General features: G+C 60.1%; 15 protein-coding genes and 2 pseudogenes. 10 read left to right on the top strand and 7 right to left on the bottom strand.

Annotated elements, in window-relative coordinates; genetic code table 11:
* Positions 1-4: 4 nt before the first annotated feature.
* From GGU46_RS17385 to GGU46_RS17360, 6 genes are all read left to right on the top strand, one after another.
* Complete coding sequence (locus GGU46_RS17385; protein ID WP_183404838.1) at positions 5-628, top strand: histidine phosphatase family protein; 624 nt, start codon at positions 5-7, stop codon at positions 626-628.
* Positions 629-773: 145 nt separating this feature from the next.
* A complete protein-coding gene (locus tag GGU46_RS17380; RefSeq protein WP_183404837.1) occupies positions 774-2537 on the top strand; it encodes a pyruvate dehydrogenase complex dihydrolipoamide acetyltransferase in 1764 nt (587 codons plus the stop codon).
* 188 nt (positions 2538-2725) lie between these two features.
* Positions 2726-5281 carry a TonB-dependent receptor gene (locus GGU46_RS17375; RefSeq protein ID WP_183404836.1) on the top strand — a complete coding sequence of 852 codons (2556 nt, stop codon included), beginning with the start codon at positions 2726-2728 and terminating at the stop codon, positions 5279-5281.
* Between the two features lie 178 nt (positions 5282-5459).
* Positions 5460-5996: an ATP-dependent protease subunit HslV gene (gene hslV / locus GGU46_RS17370; RefSeq protein ID WP_183404835.1), complete on the top strand. Its 537-nt coding sequence runs from the start codon at positions 5460-5462 to the stop codon at positions 5994-5996.
* A 20-nt stretch (positions 5997-6016) separates the two neighbouring features.
* On the top strand, positions 6017-6511 hold the full coding sequence (locus tag GGU46_RS17365; protein WP_183404834.1) for an STM3941 family protein: 495 nt from the start codon (positions 6017-6019) through the stop codon (positions 6509-6511).
* Between the two features lie 133 nt (positions 6512-6644).
* Positions 6645-7616 (top strand): deoxyhypusine synthase family protein, encoded by a 972-nt coding sequence (locus tag GGU46_RS17360; RefSeq protein ID WP_183404833.1) that lies wholly within the window; start codon positions 6645-6647, stop codon positions 7614-7616.
* 137 nt (positions 7617-7753) lie between these two features.
* Here the strand turns inward: GGU46_RS17360 and GGU46_RS17355 are convergent, their stop codons facing one another.
* The gene (locus tag GGU46_RS17355) at positions 7754-8902 is read right to left on the bottom strand and encodes a TlpA disulfide reductase family protein (protein ID WP_183404832.1); all 1149 of its coding nucleotides are present in this window, start codon (positions 8900-8902) and stop codon (positions 7754-7756) included.
* 73 nt (positions 8903-8975) lie between these two features.
* On the opposite strand from GGU46_RS17355, the pseudogene GGU46_RS17350 reads away from it, so the two are divergent.
* A pseudogene (locus GGU46_RS17350) lies at positions 8976-9116 on the top strand (deoxyhypusine synthase family protein); the annotation flags it as partial.
* A 116-nt stretch (positions 9117-9232) separates the two neighbouring features.
* Here GGU46_RS17350 and GGU46_RS17345 read toward each other — a convergent pair.
* Positions 9233-10177, bottom strand: a complete 945-nt coding sequence (locus GGU46_RS17345; protein ID WP_183404831.1) for a DUF3667 domain-containing protein — start codon at positions 10175-10177, stop codon at positions 9233-9235.
* Between the two features lie 111 nt (positions 10178-10288).
* Entirely contained in the window at positions 10289-10738 is a 450-nt protein-coding gene (locus GGU46_RS17340; RefSeq protein ID WP_183404830.1) for a DUF7878 domain-containing protein, read from the bottom strand.
* A 186-nt stretch (positions 10739-10924) separates the two neighbouring features.
* Here GGU46_RS17340 and GGU46_RS17335 point away from each other — a divergent pair, with 186 nt between their 5' ends.
* Entirely contained in the window at positions 10925-11254 is a 330-nt protein-coding gene (locus GGU46_RS17335; protein ID WP_183404829.1) for a hypothetical protein, read from the top strand.
* A 46-nt stretch (positions 11255-11300) separates the two neighbouring features.
* On the opposite strand, the gene GGU46_RS17330 is transcribed toward GGU46_RS17335, so the two are convergent.
* Together GGU46_RS17330 and GGU46_RS17325 are read right to left on the bottom strand one after the other, a co-directional pair.
* Positions 11301-12362, bottom strand: coding sequence for an N-acetylmuramoyl-L-alanine amidase family protein (locus GGU46_RS17330; protein WP_246399083.1), 1062 nt, complete (start codon positions 12360-12362; stop codon positions 11301-11303).
* Positions 12363-12571: 209 nt separating this feature from the next.
* Positions 12572-13363 (bottom strand): annotated as a pseudogene (locus GGU46_RS17325) (SDR family NAD(P)-dependent oxidoreductase).
* Between the two features lie 543 nt (positions 13364-13906).
* On the opposite strand from GGU46_RS17325, the gene GGU46_RS17320 reads away from it, so the two are divergent.
* Positions 13907-14329 (top strand): helix-turn-helix domain-containing protein, encoded by a 423-nt coding sequence (locus GGU46_RS17320; protein WP_183404828.1) that lies wholly within the window; start codon positions 13907-13909, stop codon positions 14327-14329.
* 72 nt (positions 14330-14401) lie between these two features.
* Entirely contained in the window at positions 14402-15163 is a 762-nt protein-coding gene (locus tag GGU46_RS17315) for an SDR family oxidoreductase (protein WP_183404827.1), read from the top strand.
* Between the two features lie 83 nt (positions 15164-15246).
* On the opposite strand, the gene GGU46_RS17310 is transcribed toward GGU46_RS17315, so the two are convergent.
* Positions 15247-15714, bottom strand: a complete 468-nt coding sequence (locus GGU46_RS17310; RefSeq protein WP_183404826.1) for a hypothetical protein — start codon at positions 15712-15714, stop codon at positions 15247-15249.
* A gap of 107 nt (positions 15715-15821) precedes the next feature.
* The gene (locus tag GGU46_RS17305; protein WP_183404825.1) at positions 15822-16400 is read right to left on the bottom strand and encodes a 2'-5' RNA ligase family protein; all 579 of its coding nucleotides are present in this window, start codon (positions 16398-16400) and stop codon (positions 15822-15824) included.
* Between the last annotated feature and the right edge of the window lie 165 nt (positions 16401-16565).

The raw sequence follows: 16565 nt of genomic DNA, 5'->3' as shown, positions 1-16565 counted from the left end.
GAAAGTGAGCGTCAAAAAAATCTACCTCATCCGCCACGGGCAGACCGATTTCAACGTGCGCGGAATTGTACAGGGCAGTGGCGTCGATTCCTCGCTGAATGAGGCTGGGCGTCGGCAGGCGGCGCGTTTCTTCGCGGCCTACCGTCATGTGCCCTTCGATAAGGTGTACACCTCCGTGCTTCAGCGCACCCACCAATCGGTGCAGGGCTTTCTGGAGCTGGGCCTGCCCCACGAGCAGCACGCGGGCCTCAACGAAATCAGCTGGGGCACGCGCGAGGGTACGCGCATCACGCCCGAAGAAGACGAGGAGTACCACCGGGTGCTGCAGGACTGGAAGGCCGGTCGCACCCACGTGCGGATGGAAGGCGGCGAAAGCCCCGACGACGTAGCGGTCCGCCAACGTCCCGTGATTGAGCTGCTTACCTCCCGGCCCGAGGAAGAAACCGTGCTGGTGTGCATGCACGGCCGGGCCATGCGCGTGCTGCTCTGCCAGCTGCTGGGCTACCCCCTCAGCCAGATGGATTCCTTCGAGCACCATAACCTCTGCCTCTACCAGCTCGACTACACCGGCTCCCTGTTTACCGTCCGCAGCTTCCTGGACACGCGCCACCTACAGGAAGCGGTGTAATCCCGTAATCCTAAGGGCATGATGGAGAGCAAAAGGCAAAGGCGAAAATTCGCTGTTTTCTGCCTGCTCCCAGAAGAGTGCCTTTCGTTTGCACCCCCAAAAATTCGGGCTAATTTTGGCCCCACTCAACCCAACGAAGACGCAGATGGCCGAACTCATAAAAATGCCCAAAATGAGCGACACGATGACCGAAGGGGTCATTGCCTCGTGGCTCAAAAAAGTAGGCGACAAAGTGAAATCCGGGGATATCCTGGCTGAGGTGGAAACCGACAAGGCCACGATGGAACTCGAAAACTACGAGGACGGTACCCTGCTTCACATCGGCCCGAAGGAAGGGGAATCCGTGCCCGTAGATGGCCTGCTGGCTATTGTGGGTAAGGAAGGCGAAGATATTTCCGCGCTGCTCAGCGGTGGCGGTGCTGCTCCGGCCCCCGCTGCCGCCGAAGCTCCGAAGGCAGAAGCTGCGCCGGCTCCGGCGCCTACCCCCGCCCCCGCTCCAAACCCTGCCCCGGCCGCTCCGGCACCCTCCGCAGCTCCGGCCGCTGCCCCCGCTGGCAATGGCAAGAAAGCCACCATCATCCGGATGCCCAAAATGAGCGACACGATGACGGAAGGCACTATTGCCGCCTGGCTCAAGAAAGTAGGCGACAAAGTAAAATCCGGTGATATTCTGGCGGAAGTGGAAACCGACAAGGCCACCATGGAGCTGGATAACTACGAAGACGGCACCCTGCTCTACGTAGGTCCGAAAGAAGGCGAGGCTATTCCGGTGGACGGCATTCTGGCCATTATCGGGGAAGAAGGCGCCGATGTACAGGCCCTGCTCGGCGGTCAGTCGGGCGGAAGCGCCTCGCCGGCTCCGGCGGCGGCGGAAGCTGCGCCAGCTGCGGCTACTTCGTCGGCCCCGGCTCCGGCGGCTGAGGAAGCCGCTCCGGCCCAGAACGGTGGCCGCATCTTCGCCTCGCCCCTGGCCAAGAGCATTGCCAAGGATAAAGGAATTGACCTGAGCACCATCAAAGGCTCGGGCGAAAACGGCCGCATCGTTTCCCGCGACCTGGAAAAAGCCCAGCCCTCGGCTGCCGCTGCTCCGGCTGCTGCCACCGCAGCTCCTTCGCAGCCGGCTCAGCCCGCTGCAGTGCAGTCGGAATACATTCAGGCCGCTTTGCCCGAGCAGCCGAAAGCCGCGCCGGCTCCGGTGGCTGCCCCCGCAGCGCCTGCCGCTGCCGAAGGTACCTACACCGATACGCCGGTGTCGCAGATGCGCAAGGTAATTGCCCGTCGTCTGTCGGAGAGCCTGTTCACGGCTCCGCATTTCTATCTGACGATGGAAATCCTGATGGACCGCGCCATGGAGGTTCGCACCCAGCTCAACGCTCTGTCGCCGGTGAAGCTGTCGTTCAACGACATGGTGATCAAAGCCTCAGCTGTGGCCCTGAAGCAGCACCCGGCCATCAACTCCTCCTGGCTCGGCGACAAAATCCGCCAGAACAAGGTGGTGAACATTGGCGTGGCCGTAGCCGTGGACGAAGGCCTGCTGGTGCCCGTAGTGCGCAACGCCGACGGCAAAGGCATGTCGCAGATTGCCACCGAGGTGAAAGAGCTGGCCGGCAAAGCCAAGAGCAAGAAGCTGCAGCCCGCCGAGTGGGAGGGTAGCACCTTCACCATCTCCAACCTGGGTATGTTCGGCATCGAGGAGTTCACCGCCATCATCAACCCCCCAGATGCCTGCATCCTGGCCGTAGGTGGCATCAAGCAGACCGCCGTGGTAAAAGATGGTCAGTTGGCCATCGGCAACGTGATGAAAGTGACCCTGAGCTGCGACCACCGGGTAGTGGACGGGGCCACCGGCGCCGCCTTCCTCCAGACGCTGAAGAGCCTGCTGGAAGACCCGCTGCGCATGCTTATCTAAGCCGCATCTTCACTGCAGAAGTAGAGAAGCCAGCCCCGCGAGGGCTGGCTTTTTTTATGGCTTCAGCTCTAAGCCGTCGGCTGTAAATCCGCGGCTTACAGCATTTTCATTATAAAAACTCTATACTTACTACCACAGGAGCTTCGCCGGCAGTGCCTGGTTGTTTGATTACTTCATCATAGATGCGTATGAAAAAGAATCTACTGACAGTAACCATGTGCCTGGCCAGTGCCGCAGCCTTCGCGCAGGGCCAAACAATTAGCGGGCAGATAGTGGATGGCGCCGGCAAGCCCGTTATTGGGGCTACCGTGGTGGAAAAGGGCACTAACAACGGCACCGCCACCGGCAACGACGGCCGCTTTACCCTCCGCTCCCGCACGGCTACCCCCCGCCTGCAGATAAGCTCCATTGGGTATGCCTCGCAGGAAGTGGATGCGGCCGGGGGCACGGTGAGCGTGCGACTTTCGGATGCTTCCACGGGCCTGGGCGAGGTGCAGGTGGTCGGCTCGCGCAGCCAGAACCGCTCCGTTACCGATTCGCCTTCGCCCGTTGATATTATTGACCTGCGGGAGGTGACCACCAAAACCGGCCAGCTCGACGTGAACCAGCTGCTGCAGTTTGTGGCGCCTTCCTTCAACTCGAACCGCCAGACCGGCTCCGACGGCGCCGACCACGTGGACCCTGCTACCCTGCGCGGCTTAGGGCCAGACCAGACGCTGGTGCTGGTGAACGGCAAGCGTCAGCACCAGTCGGCCTTGGTGAACCTGTTTGGCACCCGTGGCCGCGGCAACACCGGCACCGACCTGAACGTGATACCGGCCGCCAGCATCGAGCGGATTGAGATTCTGCGCGACGGAGCCTCGGCCCAGTACGGCTCCGACGCCATTGCCGGCGTCATCAACATCGTACTGAAAAGCTCGGTAAAGGAGCTGACCGCCAACGTCAACTACGGAGCCTACGACGCCAAATACCGCTTCGATGACAAGAACTTCGACGGCGGTAACTTCAACGCCAACCTCAACTACGGGATTGGGCTGGGGGAGAAGGGGAGCTTCGTGAATGCCACCGTGGACTACAACCTGCGCCAGCACACCCAGCGGGCCAACGTACCCAACGCCGACGGCCTGGCCCGCCGCGAGTACGGCGACCCGGAAATCCGCAACCTCTCGGGCTACCTCAACTCCCGGTTTGCCCTCAGCGACCGGTCGTACTTCTACGTGTTCGGGGGCGGCAACAAGCGCAAGGGCGACGCCTACGCCTGGACCCGCTTCGCCGACGACGACCGGAACGTGCCCGCCATCTACCCCAACGGCTTCGACCCCATCATCAGCAGCGACATCTGGGATGCCTCGGCGGTGGCGGGGCTGCGCACCGCCCTGGGCGAGTGGGAGCTGGACTTGAGCAACAACTTCGGCTCCAACCGCTTCGAGTACGGAGTCAAAAACACGCTGAATTCCTCGCTGGGGGCCAGCTCACCCACTTCCTTCAATGCCGGCGGGTTTCAGCTTCAGCAGAACGTAGTAAACCTGGGTCTGACGCGGAACTATAAAACCGTACTGCAGGGCCTGAACGTGGCCGCCGGGGCCGAGTGGCGCCGCGAGTGGTACTCGCTCTTTGCCGGCGAAGAGGCCTCTTACCGCAACTACGACCCGCAATCCGGGGCGGCCAGTGGCTCTCAGGGCTTCCCCGGCTACCAGCCCACCGATGCCATCAAGGCCCAGCGCGACAACGTGGCGGCCTACGCCGATGCCGAGCTGAGCGTGACCCAGCGCTGGCTGCTGGCCGGGGCCCTGCGCTACGAGCATTACTCCGATTTCGGCAGCACCCTCAACTACAAGCTGGCTACCCGCTTCAACCTGACGGAATTTCTGACTCTGCGTGGTACCTACAGTACCGGGTTCCGGGCTCCTTCCCTGGCGCAGGTCAACTTCAACTCCACCTTCACCAACTTCATCAACGGCGAGCCGGTGGAAGTGCTGCTGGCCCGCAACAACAGCGCCGTAACCCAAAAGCTGGGCGTGCCCAGCCTCCAGCAGGAAACATCCAACAACGCCAACATCGGCCTGACCAGCCGCATCGGCTCCTCCTTGAGCCTGACCCTGGATGGCTACTACATCAAGGTAAAAGACCGGGTGGTACTCACCAGCCAGTTCTCCGCCGACGACCCTGTCATCGGCCCCGACCTGCAGGCCCTGAACGTGGACCAGGCCCAGTTCTTCGCCAACGCCGCCGATACCCGCTCCATTGGGCTGGATGTGGTGCTGAGTCACACGCTACCCCTGGGCGCCGGCCGGCTGAACTCCACGCTGGCGGCCAACGTCAACAACCTCAAGATTGATCGGGTGCGGACTTCGGGCCGCCTGACGGGTAGGGAAGAGGAATTTTTCGGGGCCCGGGAGCAGGCTTTCGTGAAGGCCTCGGCCCCGCCCTCCAAAATCAACCTCACCTTCGACTATCAGGTAGGGCGCTTCGGGGCTCTGGTGCGCTTTGTGCGGTTCGATAAGATTACGCTCATCGACTGGGATGGCAACCCCATGAAGTACGACCGGCGCGTCACCACCGACCTGACCCTGAACTACGCGCTAACCAACCAGTTGCAGTTTATTGTGGGCAGTACCAACGTGTTCAACCGCTACCCCACCTTATTCGACCCGCAGCGCACGGAAACCGGCGGGGCCTGGGACCCGGTGCAGATGGGCTCGAACGGCCGGTTTTACTTTGCTAAATTGCAGGCCCGTTTCTGAGTCGGTGTCAGCCCCAGTATATCTGTCGTCCTGACGAAGGAAGGACCTTATCACGTTCGTGCGGTTGCTGTTGCCACGGCCCGTAGGAGCGGGGTAGGGTCCTTTCTTCGTCAGGATGACAGAAGTTCTTTGACCCGAAGAAGCTGACAACGGGCCACTATAAACGCACAACTGAATTATGAGAATCCGTTCCACTACCGTCCTGGGCGTACGTCACAACGGCGAAGTTGCCCTCGGCGCCGATGGCCAGGCCACCATGGACAAGCACGTCGCCAAGAGCAACGTGCGCAAGGTGCGTAAGCTGCAGGATGGCAAAGTAGTAACCGGTTTCGCCGGCTCCACGGCCGATGCCTTTATGCTGCTCGATAAGTTTGAGGAGAAGCTGGGCGGCTACGGCGGACAGCTGCGCCGTGCGGCCATTGAGCTGGCCAAGGAGTGGCGCAAAGACCAGTACCTGCGCAAGCTGGAAGCCATGATGGTGGTCTGCGACAAAGACGAGCTGCTCATCATTGCCGGCACCGGCGACGTGCTGGAGCCCGACTTCGACGTGGCCGCCATCGGCTCGGGGGCCATGTACGCCCAGGCCGCCGCCCTGGCCCTGAAAAAGCACGCGCCCCACCTCACGGCCCGTCAGATGGTGGAGGAGGCCCTGCACATTGCCGCCGACATCTGCATCTATACCAACCACAACCTGATGATTGAGCAGCCCAGCTAACAGCCGCTCCCGCGCGTCGCATGACGGAAGACCTGATATACTACAACTCGCGTAAGCGCCACGCGCTGCTCACCCTGGCTGGGCTGGCGTTTGTAGCGATGGGGGTGTTTATGATTGTGACGAAGGGCAACTGGGGCCTGGGGCTGATAACCATCGTCTTCTTCGGGGCCTGCGCCGGGGTAGGCGCCTGGCAGTTTTTCGACACCCGGCCGCGCCTGCAAATCACCGATGAAGGTATTCTGGACCGCACGCTGGGCGTGGGCCTCATTCCCTGGACTGACATTGCCGATGCCTACGTGCGCGCCATCAACCACGAGAACTTTATCTGTTTGGTTTTGCATAACGAGGAAGACTACCTACGCCGCCTTCCGCCGCTAAAGCGCAAACTGGCCGGCGCCAACGCGGCGCTGGGCTTTACGCCGCTCTCCATCAACCTGAGCGGCGTTGACCTGAATGCGGAGCAGCTGCTGGAGTACATTCTCAAGCAAAGCGCCGCCGCTCAGCTGCCGTCCTAGGCCTGTTTTTGCAAGCAACCCAGCCGCAATGGTACGCTATGCAGAATCTACGATATAGGGCAACCTGATTGAACGATTCCAGCCTTTTTTTTGATAGAACACTGACACCCACAAGTACAGAACACACGACTCAATGAACGTAACGAACTTCCTCAAGCACCATTACCGCCACTTCAACGCCGCTGCCCTGATTGACGCCGCCGAAGGCTACAACAAGCACCTCGCGGAAGGTGGCAAGATGATGATTACCCTGGCCGGCGCTATGAGCACCGCCGAAATGGGCATCCAGCTGGCTGAGCTGATTCGCCAGGACAAGGTGCAAATCATCAGCTGCACGGGTGCCAACCTGGAAGAGGATATCTTCAACCTGGTAGCCCACGACTTCTATGAGCGGGTACCCAACTACCGCGACCTGACGGCCGCCGACGAGCAGGCTCTGCTGGAGCGTCACATGAACCGCGTAACCGATACCTGCATTCCGGAAGAGGAGGCCATGCGCCGCCTGGAGCACTCGGTCCTGAAGTTCTGGGAAAAGGCCGATAAGGCCGGCGAGCGGTACTTCCCCCACGAGTTCTTCTACCAGATCCTGAAGTCGGGCGAGCTGGAGCAGTACTACCAGATTGACCCCAAGGACTCCTGGATGCTGGCTGCTGCCGAGAAAAACCTGCCCATCATCTGCCCCGGTTGGGAAGACTCGACGCTGGGCAACATCTTCGCGGGCCACGTAATCAGCGGCGACATTAAGAATGTACACACCGTGCGCACGGGCATTGAGTACATGATTTACCTGGCCGACTGGTACACCAACCAGGCCACCGAGGAAAGCAAAGTAGGCTTCTTCCAGATTGGCGGCGGCATTGCCGGCGACTTCCCCATCTGCGTGGTGCCCATGCTGCACCAGGATCTGCAGCGCACCTCAGTGCCGCTGTGGGGCTACTTCTGCCAGATTTCGGACTCGACGACTTCCTACGGCTCGTACTCCGGCGCCGTGCCCAACGAGAAAATCACCTGGGGCAAGCTGGGCCAGGACACGCCCAAGTTCATTATCGAGTCGGACGCTACCATCGTGGCCCCGCTAGTGTTTGCCATGGTGCTGGGCCAGTAATTGCCGCTTCGCACTTAGTGAAAAGCCCGCCGCTGGATTTCAGCGGCGGGCTTTTTGGCGTTGTTATCCAGCCCTACTAAGTGATGCTTTCTGATTCTGAAAGACGAACTTCCGGCGGGGCTGTTGTAGCTGGCTCCCTACTTCACTAGCCGCGCCAGTGCCTCGGGCAGCGCGTCGCCGCGTAAGTTCATGGCTATAATTCTACCCGTTGGGTCTACTAGGAAATTCTGCGGAATAGCTTGGATGAAATAGGCGCGGGCCGCCTGGCCCTGCCAGCCTTTCAGATCCGCTACTTGCGTCCAGGGTAGCTGGTCATCCTGAATAGCCTTTACCCATTTCGCCCGGTCCCGGGCCTCGTCGAGCGACACACCAAGCACGTCGAAGTTCTTGCCTTTGAATGTGTGGTAGGCTTTCATCAGGTTCGGGTTTTCTGCGCGGCACGGGCCGCACCAGCTAGCCCAGAAATCGACTAGCACGTACTTGCCACGGTAGTCCGCAAGTGACACGTGCCGGCCGTCGGGTGTGGCGTGGGTGAAGTTGGGAGCCAGTTGCCCCACCTGCAGCGCCGTCTCCACTTTCTTCTCGGGCTGGATGCCCAGCGCGTTCTGTCGGATTGTCGTCTGGATTTCCTCGGCTCGCGGGCTGGAGAACACCACGGGCGCCAGGGTGGGGAGCAAGGCCATCACGAGGGCGGCGTTTGCGGAGTCCTTGCTCAGGCCGTTGAGCACATACAGGCTGATGGGCGACGCGGGGTGGGTGCGGACAAAAACAGAATCTATGCGGCGTTCTTCGCGTAAAAACGCCGCACGCCGTGCCTGCAGGCTCTGCCGGACCGCTGCCGTTTGTTGCTGCTCCGGCGTAGCGACCCGTAACGTCTTTTCCAGCGCGCTCAACTGCAAACGGATCGGTTCTTTTGCCATCCACAATTCCCGCCAAGCGTCGGTAAGCGGCGTACCGCCTACCTGCGCGTTCTTAAGCGAATCGGGGCTAGTGAAGACGAGCGTGCCTTGTTCGAGGTAAAATATTGCCTTGTGATCCGACAAGTCCTCCATGGGCCGCCGCATGGAGAGAAATCCTTTGGTGGGTTCGTCCACGGTGCCCTTCAGTTCGAAGCGTCCACTCTTGACCACTGCCGAATCTAGAGCGCCCTTGTGGCGCAGATAAACGTAGGTGGGCGTGCTGCGGTACGTATCCTTACCCAGGCGACCCTTCAGCAGGTAGGGAACAGGAGTTTGCGCGGCAGCCAAGCCCGGCACGAACAGCAGGAGAAACAGATAAGTCTTCATGGGTAACGAGTAGTGAAGCTATTCCCAGTTATACTACTAAAATAAAAACCTGGCGCTGGTAGTATAGAAGGTATCGTACGGCTCGTACTCCGGCGCCGTGCCGAACAAGAAAATCACTTGGGGCAAGCTGGGTCAGGATACGCCCAAGTTCATCATCGAGTCGGACGCTACCATCGTGGCCCCGCTGGTGTTTGCCATGGTGCTGGGCCAGTAAGTAACTGCCAAACCAATAAGTAAAAAGCCCGCCGCTGGATTCAGCAGTGGGCTTTTTCTGTAGAAACACTTAGCAAAGGAGCAGCACTGCACCACTGGGCAGATCAGGCTCATAGACTACCTGGTGGGCTGGGGTGCCGGGGCATGTCTGGCAGCAGAGTTAGGTACCTTTTTTGGTTGAAGTTCTTTGAGCAAGGTAGGGTCCTGGCGGACGAGGGAAAAAATGATAACCACGTACACCACCATGATGCTGGCAAACAGCAACAGTGTTTGCAGAACCACGGTGCCGATGCTGCGCACCCATTTATCTTCCACGGGCATACGGGTCGGTTCGAGCAATTGGCGGTATACCCAGGCGGTATAGACCATAAACGGCAGCATGCCGAGTACCAGAAATTGCTGCAGAACCGGGAAATACGGCGTTAACAGCATCATCGGGAGCATCACCACGGTGGAAATAACTGTGGTAGTACCCGATATGAAAGCCTGGCCTAGCAGCATCTCGGCGAAATTAAATCGCGCCGGGCGCAGCAACCACGTCGCCAGGAGTGCGTTGCCAGGCAGCAGAACAACGTAGATCAGGGTAGGGTACTTCGTGTAGAGCTGCATATAGCGCTCCATGGTCAGCTGCACTAACCGCGGCATGTCGGCCTGCTGGCTGGCTGCCATAGGGTTCATGCCCACCGCCGAGAGCAGCAGCATGCACACAGCGCAAATCAGGAGCAGGTAGGAAATAGGCCGGAAGTGCTGGGCCCGGCGGCCGGCCATGTATTCGTGTAGGGTAGCCCCCGGCCGTGTTATCATCTGCCGGAACGTGTAGCCAATGCCCTTATCGACGTGCCAGATTGAGTGGGGTAGGTCGTGCAGCAGTAGAAAGCGTAGCGTGAGACGGTGGGTATGGTGCGCGTCCTGCCCGCAATGGCCACAGAATCGGTCGGCCACCAGGGTGCCGCAGTTCAGGCAGGCCGCCGGGGCGTGCCCCGATGAGTGGGCCGCCACGCCATGGACCGAGTGCGCCAGCGCGGGGTCAATGGTGATGGTAGAGGTAGCAAGTGACTCCATATAAGGCGTAGTGGATGTTATTGAAATAAAGTAATTTATTGCAGGAATAACAAGCAAACGCCCGCCGCTGAAGCTTCAGCGGCGGGCGTTTGCTTGTAGACAAAGTAAATTCTATATAAAACCAGCGGCATCGAGCCCCAACTCCTGTTTGATTTTTTCTTTCACCTCTACACAGAAGCGGCTAATAAATTCCAGAACTGCCTCGCGCTCTACAAAAGCGGTTACATGAGTTGCTACATATTCGGAGGTAGATAAAAAGTGGAAGCCCGTGCCAGAGCGCCGGAGAGTAAACCAATCCTGCTCGTCGGTATCTGCGCAATTATATCGGAAATCGGTAGCCGCACCAGTAGCAGCCCAGTTGTGAAGTTGTAATGCTAGCTCCCCAACGTTGAAAATGCCTTCGTCGCGGAGCAAGCGCTTGTTATCAAGCCACAACTCAATATCAGCAACGATGTCGTTGAAAGCATACAACCCCACTCTGCTTTTGGCTAAATCAGGTTCAGCTATCCAGGCCGCTGGACAGTCGAGAGTTAGGTTGGAAATAGAACATCGTAAAATCATGGTGAATAAGCTCTCGGTGAGTGTGGCCCTGACGTCGAAGCAGAAGGGTGACTCAGCACACCGCTGACTGAACACGGAACCTCTCTATGTGAAACTAAAAGCCGGAAAAACGGAAAATTAGCGGCAAGTAATGCTCTATTCTGTAGAACGTTTACCTTCGATTCCATACCTCGCCCTCCGCCTACTATGCCCCTCGACCCCGCCAGCTTCCTACAACACGCCGCCCCGGACGAAAAAACGACCGTCTACACGAAAGCTGCGGACGGCACCGTGCAGGAGCATCCGGCCTTGCTCATTGCCCAGACCAAGCACCAGAAGCTGTTCATCACCCTGGAAAAGCGGCGCCGCTACGTAACGCACACGCAGGTGCCCGGCTCCAACGACGTGGAAATCGACTTTCTGCAGGATTACGAGGAGGTAGAGGCTCTCATGGAAGACGCAGGTTTGGATGGCATTCACGATGGGGAGCAGGGTATCGTGTACCACAATCTGCTCTTTCTGCTGATGAACCAGTAGCCCGATGTAGGTAGAGACGCGACACTTCGCGTCTCTACTTCATTGCTTACCGACCCGTGTAATCAGCCAGCAGGCCCTCGTAAATCCAGTTGGCCAGGGCCTGGCGGTTGTCGGCTACCACGAAGCGGCGCTGGTCCTTGCTGTTGCGGATGTTGCCCAGTTCCATAAACACGGCCGGGGCGTGGCTGGTACGCACCTCGTAGAGGCTACTGCGCACCGATACGTTGCCCTTGTAAGGGCGGGTAGGCTGGGCGCGCTTGTAGCGGGCCGTAAACACCTTATGGATGTTCTTGGCCAGGCGCAGGCCGGCCTGGCTGTTCTGGTGGTGGTAGAAGAATACGTCGATGTTCTGGCCGGCGCTGCGGCTATCTACGTGCAAACTCAGCAGGCGCTGGTAGGCCCCTTTGTGGCGGGCGTAAAGCTTGTTTACCTGGGTCATGCGCTGGCGCAGGCGGCCGAGCTGGCTGAGCGGAATGCGCTGCTGGGGGTAGGTCAGCTCGTCGTAGTCCATCTTCAGCACGCTCTCGTCGCGGATGCCGTCGTTGGGGTCCTGCACCATCATGTACACCGTGGCGCCGTGCTCCATCAGCACCCGGGCCAGCCGGATGGTCACGTCGTAGGCGTATTCATCCTCGGCCAGCTTGTGGGGACCGTACTGGCCAATGGCGCCCGGGTCGGGGCCGGCGTGGCCCGGCGAGAGGTAGTACACCGCCCCGCGCAGGGCCCGGTCGCGCACGGGCACCGGGCTGTAGGCGGGGCCGAACAGCTTGGCGGGCAGCAGGGGGGTAGTGCTGATGCCGTGCGAGGTGGCCGCGCGCGCACCTGCGGCCGTTTTTGCGCGGCTGGTGGTTTTGCCGGCGGCAGGTTTCGGGGCTGAGCGGTGGGGGAGCAAGTACGTACGCCCGATGATGAGGCCGTTGCGCTTGGTGAGGTTGGCCCGGTTGAGCTGCTGAAACTGGCGCAGGTGCTGGCTTGGGTTCAGGCCGTTGCGGTAGAGCAGCGTGTTCACTCCGTCGCCCGGTTTGGCTAGTGCCCGCCGGTACTTGCTCTGGCTAAAGGCAAGCGTGGAAATCAGGAGAAGCAGGCCAAGGAGAAGAGCTGAGCGCAAAAGCAGAGGAAATCTGGTGAGAGTGAAAAGCGAGCGGTAAGGCTCTGAGCTGCAGGGCGTAACTACCGTCGGCCACGGGCAGAAGCAAGCGGTAGCACAGGCTGCTTACGGTATTTCAGTACAAAAAAGGCAGTAAATCTTTAGAATACGAACAAAAAAGGCCCGCGGCTATGCCGCGGGCCTTAGCGCTGAAGCCGGAGTAGGAGCCGTTAGGCTTCGGTGAACCGGATGGCGGCGGCTACCGCCTGCCACTGCTGGAGGTTGTGCTGCACGGTGGTTATTTTCTGCTCGGCCATCTGGTACACATCGGCACCCAGGAACAGGTGCACGAGCTGTTGGGCGGCTTTGCTGAGCTGCAGGAGGGTAGCAGCCGCTTTTTCCGGGTCGCCGGGCTGGTTGCCGTTGGTCTGCTGCTCGTGCGCCGCCTGCGACTCGCGCACCGACTGATACGCTGCCAGCGCGTGCTGGGGCGTGCCCAGGGAACCGGCCGTGAGGAAGTTGGTGCGGAAGTAACCCGGGTACACCCCGCTGGCCTGCACGCCAAAATCTTTTACCTCCGCCGCGCACAACTCCGTGAGGCCCGCCACCGCAAACTTGGTGGCGCAATACACGTCCTGAGCTATGGGCCCGCAGGTGCGGGGTAGCGTGGCGCAGTACGTTCAGGAGGCCAAACTTACACCGAAGTGGCGGCGGGCTTCCTGGTCGGTGAGTTCTTCCAGGGCGCCCACCTGCCCATAGCCCGCGTTATTTACTACCACATCCAGCCGCCCAAAGGTGCTGATGGTGATAGTAATGGCCTCCTGCACGCTCTGTTCACTGCTCCGGTCCATGGGCAGGGGTAGGAAATGGGTGGCGTCTTCAGGCTGCACGGCCTGTTTCAACTCGCTCAGGTTGCGGGAGGTGGCCGCTACCGCATAGCCGCGGGCCAGTAGGTGGTGTACCAGGCTCAGGCCGAGGCTCTGCGAGGCGCCGGTCACAAACCAAATGTTCTTGGTAATCATCGTCTGGGTGCTTTTCGTGATAAGACAAAGAATCATGCAGGGCCAGGCTTCCGAATAAATACAGCATAAGAACAGGGCGTAAAAAGGTGGACAACTAGTAAGACAGACGCACCAAACTGGGTTGTACCGTACCCGGAAGCCAAACGAAACCAAATGGTAACATAGGGGGGGGGGCAGCCCTGATGTAAGTCAGTGAGCAGTGCTGAGCTTTCCGGAAGGCGCATTTGGTGCAAAAGAATAACGCAGGGAAGCTTTCCTGGAAGAAGTCGGTGCCAGGAGCCCGTGAGGCACCCAGGAAAAACCAGATGGTGGGGTTAGTGATGGTCTGCACTTGCGCTACCGCTACAATGCAAAACCAGAGCAGCAGCCGGCCCAGAATTTTGCTGCTGCCCACAGGTGGGTGCCTGCAAAACGGCTGATTGACCCCAGGCGTAAAGGAAATTAATGGCCTTTGCGTCGGCGGGAGGGGTAGGGGCCCTGTGACTTCGGCCGCTTCGCCCGCGCCTTTATTTTTTTCCTCGACTTTTGTCTCCTTCTCGTTCTATGCCCACGACACCGATTCCGAAGAAAATTCTGGCCCGCCAGCACGAAATAACCGCCGACTTCCTGCGGGCCATCGACCAGCACCTCGAGGATATTGTGACGGGTAGGGCCACGGAAATGCTTGAAGTGCGGGACTTGGCCGCTCAGCTGCACATCCACCCCACCCACCTGAGCAATACCATCAAGCTGGCTACCGGGCACCCGCCGTGCTACTATTTCGAGGCCCGCATCCTGGATATTGCCCGCGAGCAGCTCCGCGACCCGCGCCGCTCCGTAGCCGATATTGCCACCGGCCTTACCTACGACCCTTCCAACTTTACCAAGTTCTTTAAGCGCTTCCAGGGCTGCACGCCCAAGCAGTACCGCGAGCAGGTGTGGGCCGAGCAGCGGGCGGCCCTCGGTTCGGAAACTGTCACCATTTAAACTGAACTACTCACCATACTTTCGGGCCCGAGGGGCAGCACCTTTGCAGAGTACCCTTCAACCCTAGAACGTATGAGCAGCACCAAAATAGCCCTGATTACCGGCGGCAGCCGCGGCCTGGGCCGCGACATGGCCCTGAGCCTGGCCCGCAAAGGCACCGACGTACTATTCACCTACCACAGCAAGCAGGACGAAGCCGACGCCGTGGTAGCCGAAATCCAGGGCCTGGGCCGGCAAGCCGCCGCGTTGCAGCTGGACGTAGCCGACAGTAAAAGCTTCGATGCCTTTTGTGAGCAGGTGCGCGCTACCCTGCAGGCTACCTTCCAGGCTGAGCAGTTTCACTTCCTCGTCAATAACGCTGGCGTGGCCCTCTACGCCCCCTTCGCGGATACCGCCGAGGAGCAGTTCGATGAGATGGTAGCCGTGCACCTGAAAGGTCCCTTCTTCCTGACCCAGAAAGCCTTGCCGCTGCTGGCCGATGGCGGGCGCATCATCAATATCTCCTCGGGGCTGGCGCGCTTCTCGCTGCCCGGCTCCTCGGCGTACGCCAGCATGAAAGGCGCCATTGAGGTGCTGACCCGCTACCAGGCCAAGGAGCTGGGTGCCCGCGGCATTGCGGCCAACGTGGTAGCGCCCGGCGCCATTGCCACCGATTTTGGCGGCGGCCGGGTGCGCGACGATGAGCACCTGCATCAGTTCGTGGCCTCGCAAACGGCCCTGGGCCGGGTAGGCCAGCCCGAGGACATTGGCGGGGTAGTAGCCTTCCTGTGCTCCGAGGAAGGCCGCTGGGTGAATGCCCAGCGCATAGAGGCTTCGGGCGGCATGTTCCTATAAGCCGCTTTCTTGTAGGTCGTTCAAGCAAAACGCCTCCCGAACTCAGGTCCGGGAGGCGTTTTGCTTGGGTTATATCAGTGCGCTCAGATGCGGAACGCGGGGCGGTCGGGGTTCCAGATGCCCCACGGAATCATGACCAGCACAATCAGCAAGGCAATCAGAAACCAGGTGAAGGCTTTCTTGTGCTTGATGATGGGGTCGGCGGCTTTCTTGGAGAGCGAGCGGCCTACCTGGGCGGCTACTACGGCCAGAATCATCCCTACCAGGTGCTCCACGGCAAAGAAGCGGCTACCCGCGTCCTTCATGACCGCGCCGCCCTGGGTTTCAAACGCCTTTACGCCGTAGGGGCTCAGGGCGAAGTACAAAATCAGGCCCAGCAGCAGCTGCAGGTGCATGGAGCCTACAAAAGCGGCGCCCATGCCATTGTCGGCGCCGGTCCAGGGGCGGCCCTGGCGGCCTACAAAGGCCCGGTAAACAGCAATCAGCCCGAAAAGTAGAACCAGCCAGCGCGTCCAGGAATGCAGGGCAAGAACGATGGAGTACGTATTCATACGCAAAGAAAAGGTGAGTTGGAAGCCGTAAAGGTCGCAGCCAGGCCCGAAAATCCAAGAGTAAGGTCCCTGGGGAGGTTGGGAAGCCGCAGAGGGGTAGGCAGCGGCTACGCCTCCGACTCGAACAGGGTAGGCAGCGGCTCGTGCTTGTGCCCCTCGAAGGTGAATATCTTTTCGGGTACGAACTGCTCGCCTTCCTGCCGCAGAATCGCCAGGTTGGTGATGCTGAGCTTGAGGTTGAAGGTGTGCTGGTTGAGGTATTGCATCACGGGGCCCAGCAGCTCGGGGGTAGTATCGTGCAGGGCCAGGGAAATGTGGGGCAGCCAGCAGTCGGGCCCGCTAAACTTATCGGTGCGCAAACACAGCGGCGCCGTGGCCTGCAGCACGCGGTGGTGCAGCTGGTTGAGCGCATCGGAGCGCAGCACCGGAATATAAATAACCGGGTTCGGGCCCGGAAATACGCCCAGGCCCGTGGTAAACGCCGCAAACGGCTGGGTGTGGCGGGCCACTTCGCGCAGGGCCTGCTTCAGCACCGAGAGCTTGCGCACCCCGGCCAGCTGGTAGGTGATGTGCGGATCGGGGGTAGCCTGCACGTCGTCGAGGCCGAACTCGGCTTCCAGGCTTTTAATCAGCCGGTTAATCCGCTCCGCGTTTTGCGGGTTCAGAAGAGAAGTTATGGCGAGCATCGGTTCTTTAACTGAAAGCACTGCGGATTGGTTGGCCCCCATGGGTCCGGAAATGAGTACGTACGGAAGGCCTGGCGGAGGGGCCTCCCCCGGAAAAATCGCGCTAAAATACACGCGGCCGCCAACTAGCCCCCACCAGCAGGGCCAGCCGGCCGCATCCTGCCG

Source organism: Hymenobacter latericoloratus (assembly GCF_014199535.1).
GTDB lineage: Bacteria > Bacteroidota > Bacteroidia > Cytophagales > Hymenobacteraceae > Hymenobacter > Hymenobacter latericoloratus.
This window is presented reverse-complemented; position numbering and strand designations above follow the sequence as displayed.